Source organism: Dietzia timorensis (assembly GCF_020742175.1).
Classification (GTDB): domain Bacteria; phylum Actinomycetota; class Actinomycetes; order Mycobacteriales; family Mycobacteriaceae; genus Dietzia; species Dietzia timorensis_A.
The window spans coordinates 1-3,224 of sequence record NZ_DYXM01000188.1; the positions used below are offsets into that span (position 1 = coordinate 1).

Annotated in this window: 5 protein-coding genes; 4 read left to right on the forward strand and 1 reads right to left on the reverse strand. The window is 66.7% G+C overall.

The annotated features are described in order from the left end of the window. A partial coding sequence (locus tag K8V11_RS09740) for a response regulator transcription factor (protein ID WP_303913374.1) occupies window positions 1-131 on the forward strand: 131 nt, incomplete at its 5' end. A 160-nt stretch (window positions 132-291) separates the two neighbouring features. Here the strand turns inward: K8V11_RS09740 and K8V11_RS09745 are convergent. Beyond that, window positions 292-573, reverse strand: coding sequence for a hypothetical protein (locus tag K8V11_RS09745; RefSeq protein WP_303913362.1), 282 nt, complete (start codon window positions 571-573; stop codon window positions 292-294). Window positions 574-762: 189 nt separating this feature from the next. On the opposite strand from K8V11_RS09745, the gene K8V11_RS09750 reads away from it, so the two are divergent. The 3 genes from K8V11_RS09750 to K8V11_RS09760 all read left to right on the forward strand — a co-directional run. Continuing rightward, window positions 763-1,440, forward strand: a complete 678-nt coding sequence (locus tag K8V11_RS09750; protein ID WP_303913365.1) for a HEAT repeat domain-containing protein — start codon at window positions 763-765, stop codon at window positions 1,438-1,440. A 2-nt stretch (window positions 1,441-1,442) separates the two neighbouring features. Then, the gene (locus tag K8V11_RS09755) at window positions 1,443-2,441 is read left to right on the forward strand and encodes a HEAT repeat domain-containing protein (RefSeq protein ID WP_303913368.1); all 999 of its coding nucleotides are present in this window, start codon (window positions 1,443-1,445) and stop codon (window positions 2,439-2,441) included. A 136-nt stretch (window positions 2,442-2,577) separates the two neighbouring features. Next, the coding region (locus tag K8V11_RS09760) for an FAD-binding oxidoreductase (protein WP_303913371.1) at window positions 2,578-3,224 on the forward strand (647 nt) is incomplete at its 3' end.

The window sequence follows — 3,224 nt, forward strand, 5'->3', positions numbered from 1 at the left end:
GGGAAATCGCCGACGAGCTGTTCATTTCCGAGGAGACCGTGAAGACCCACGTGCGGCGGGTGCTGCAGAAGCTCGCGCTGCGCGACCGTGCGCAGGTCGTCGTGTACGCGTACGAGAACGGCGTGGTTTAAGCGGGAAACGATTCGCTAGAACCTGAGCGGTGGTCCGCGATCGCCTCATCTGTGGCGGTGAGTTCCATGCCGGCTATTCGGTGCCCGACGCGAACGCCCGCGCTGATTTGATCAGCAGTTTTTGGGTGGGTGGAAAAAGGGTTCTACGAGCGGAAACTACCTAGATGCGTCTGGCCCTCCACGCCCAAATCGATAGCCCGGCACCGAGGACCGTCGCGATGATGAAAATGGTGCTCAATGCGTTCGCGATGGTGAAGGGGTCGGGTTCGAGATAGTCGGCATAGCGCCGAGGTCCCGCGAGCGACAGCGGCGGAAGAAACGTCATGGAGAACGCTGTAGCGGCCGAGAAACAGGTGAACGGGAACACCACCCAGAACCAAGGGAACTTCTGCCGCGGCGAGGCCGTGGTGTCGGGAGAGCCGTTGCCTCGGTTTCGCGCCATTCGCGGAAGAACAGCGCCTGCCACACCCGCGGCAATGACCAGGGCGAAGAGATTGACGAAGACCAAGAACCCCCACATGCGGTCGATCGTAGTGGTCAGTGTCTACGCAATGCCGACGAAGTTGGATCGAAAATCGCTTGACCCTCACACGATGTAAGGGTGTTCTCTTGGCCCCAGGAGGTGGTCGAGATGGACCCACAGCAGCAGACCAACGGCGCTCAGAGGGAGCTCATGGCCCAGGCGCTTGAGCACACTGACGCATCGGTGCGCATGAAAGCCGCGATGGCCGCCGGCAGCACTCCCGATCCGGCGCTGGCCTCGCGACTGGTCGAAAGGTGCGGCATCGAACCCGACTTCTTCGTTCGCGACATGCTGACCTGGGCGCTCACCCGGCAGGCGCAGGACGTGGCCGTCCCGCTCGTCCTCGCCGAGCTCGATTCGGTGACGCCGCAGGCGCGGAGCCAGGCGCTGCACACGCTGTCGAAGATTCGGCCGGCGGGCGCGTGGCACGCGCTGACCGATGCCATGTTCGCCGATCCGGATGACGAGGTCGCCAGGGCGGCATGGAGGTCCGGCGTCATACTCGTGCCCTATACCGAGCGCGCGGCGCTCGCCAAGACCCTGGCGACGCAGCTCGGGCGCGGAACTGCGGAGGTCAAGCGCAGCCTGGCGATGGCGTTCGCCGAGCTGGGTTATGCGGCCGAGGATGTCCTCGAGGATGCCGCGGGCGCGGAGGACGCGGACGCGGCGACGCACGCGCGGGCGACTCTACATTTGCTGCGGAATCCGGAGGCGGGATTCGGCTACGCTCTGGAGGAGGCCAACAGGGCCACGGCCCTGGGATTTCGGCAGATGGAGGCGGGATAGCGATGCTCATCGGCGAGGTGTCGGCGCGCACGGGGCTGAGCCGCCGCATGCTTCGCCACTACGACGAGCTCGGCCTCGTGTCGCCGTCCGCGCGCTCATCGTCCGGGTATCGTGAGTATTCCCGCGAGGAGCTCGCTCGGTTGTTGCACGTCGAGAGCCTGCGCTCGCTGGGAATGTCGCTCGCCGAGGTGTCGGGCGCGCTGGCCGATCCCTCGCGAGGAGTCGAGCAGTCGCTCGCCGAGCTGGCGAGGCAGACGCGGCAGCGCATCGAGCGCGAACGTGAACTGCTCGCCCATCTCGAGGAGATCGAGGCCGCGGGCCCGGGTGATTGGCAGGGCGTGCTGGCGGTTCTCGGGCGGTTGGGTGCGCTGCGGGACGCCGATCCCCGGTCGCGACAGCGTGCCGTGCTCGACGCGGATCCCGGGGTGGGCGCCGAGCAGCTCGTCGAGGCGCGGATCGGCGAGAGTGAGACGAACGTCGCGGGCGCGCTCGACTGGGCGATCGCCAGGGCCGGCGACTCGGCTCTGCCCTCGCTCGCCGATGCCGCGCGTTCGCCCGACGCGCAGGTTCGTTCCCGGGTCGTCGGAGCGTTGTCGGCTCTCAAGACTCCGGGATCGACGGAGGCGCTGCGCGCATTACTCGATGATTCAGAACCCGGAATTCGTGCGGGCTCCGCGCTGGAGCTCGGGCGCCGGGGCCTGCCGGAGGTGGCCTGGCATCTCGTAGCCCTGGTGGTGGAAGGGAGGAATGACGTCGAAGCCGCCGAAATTCTCGGCGAGCTCGCCTCCCGAGGATCAGGAGGCAGCGACATCGCCGCGTGGCTCATCGCTCGCCTCCACGATCCCGGTTGTCCGGCGGACGCGCGTTGCCGGCTGACGCAGGCGCTGGCCGAAATTCCTGGCCCCGACGTCGACGAGGAACTGAGCGAACTCGCGCGCGATGAGGAACTTCAGGTGTCATTAACCGCCAAGGCGGTTCTCGCGATGCGCGGCGAGCTATGAGGAGGCGAAGGCCTGGGACTGCTCCGTGTGGGCCTTAAGTTTTCACCCCGCGCGCCGAGGAATTCAACTCCAGCCAGGCATCGATGCAGGCGCCGGAAAGACATCGCCGGCACGGCCCTCACGTACCATCGAAGCCATGTCTTCGACCTCCGACACCTCGTCAGTCGCCCTTCCTCCGATGCGTTTCGACCTGTGGGGAACCGCGGACGAAGCGAAGCCGCTGAGCGATTCGATCAAGAAGCTTCTCTCGCAGGCGATGGGGGTCGATACCAATAAGGACAACACCGTCGATGCGGCGTCGGTGACGCTCACCGAGCCGCGGCTTTCCGAATCCACGGTGCAGGATCTCGAGCGGATCGTCGGCGCGAAGAACGTGTCCCAGGACCGCGAACAGCGCATGGCGCGGGCGCGCGGGAAGTCCTCGCTCGACCTCCTCGAATGGCGCTCGGGGGACGTAATATCCGCGCCCGACGCAGTACTGGTCCCGGGCACAGAGGACGAGGTCCTCGCAATCCTCGAGTACTGCTCCGAACACGAGATCGCGGTGGTCCCCTTCGGTGGCGGCACCTCGGTGGTTGGCGGCGTGAACCCCGTGTCCGGCGATTTCGACGCCGTGGTCTCGGTGGACCTTCGCCGTTTCGACGCGATCGAGGACGTCGACCCCGTGTCCGGGCTCGCCACGCTCGGAGCCGGCCTGTCCGGCCCACACGCCGAATTCCTGCTCGCCGAGCACGGCCTGCAGCTCGGCCACTTCCCGCAGTCGTTCCCCTACGCGACGATCGG

What these genes read in the sequence shown, in the direction of transcription:
- K8V11_RS09745 (WP_303913362.1), bottom strand. Translation starts at nt 573, where the DNA reads ATGGCGCGAAACCGAGGCAACGGCTCTCCCGACACCACGGCCTCGCCG.
- K8V11_RS09750 (WP_303913365.1), top strand. Translation starts at nt 763, where the DNA reads ATGGACCCACAGCAGCAGACCAACGGCGCTCAGAGGGAGCTCATGGCC.
- K8V11_RS09755 (WP_303913368.1), top strand. Translation starts at nt 1,443, where the DNA reads ATGCTCATCGGCGAGGTGTCGGCGCGCACGGGGCTGAGCCGCCGCATG.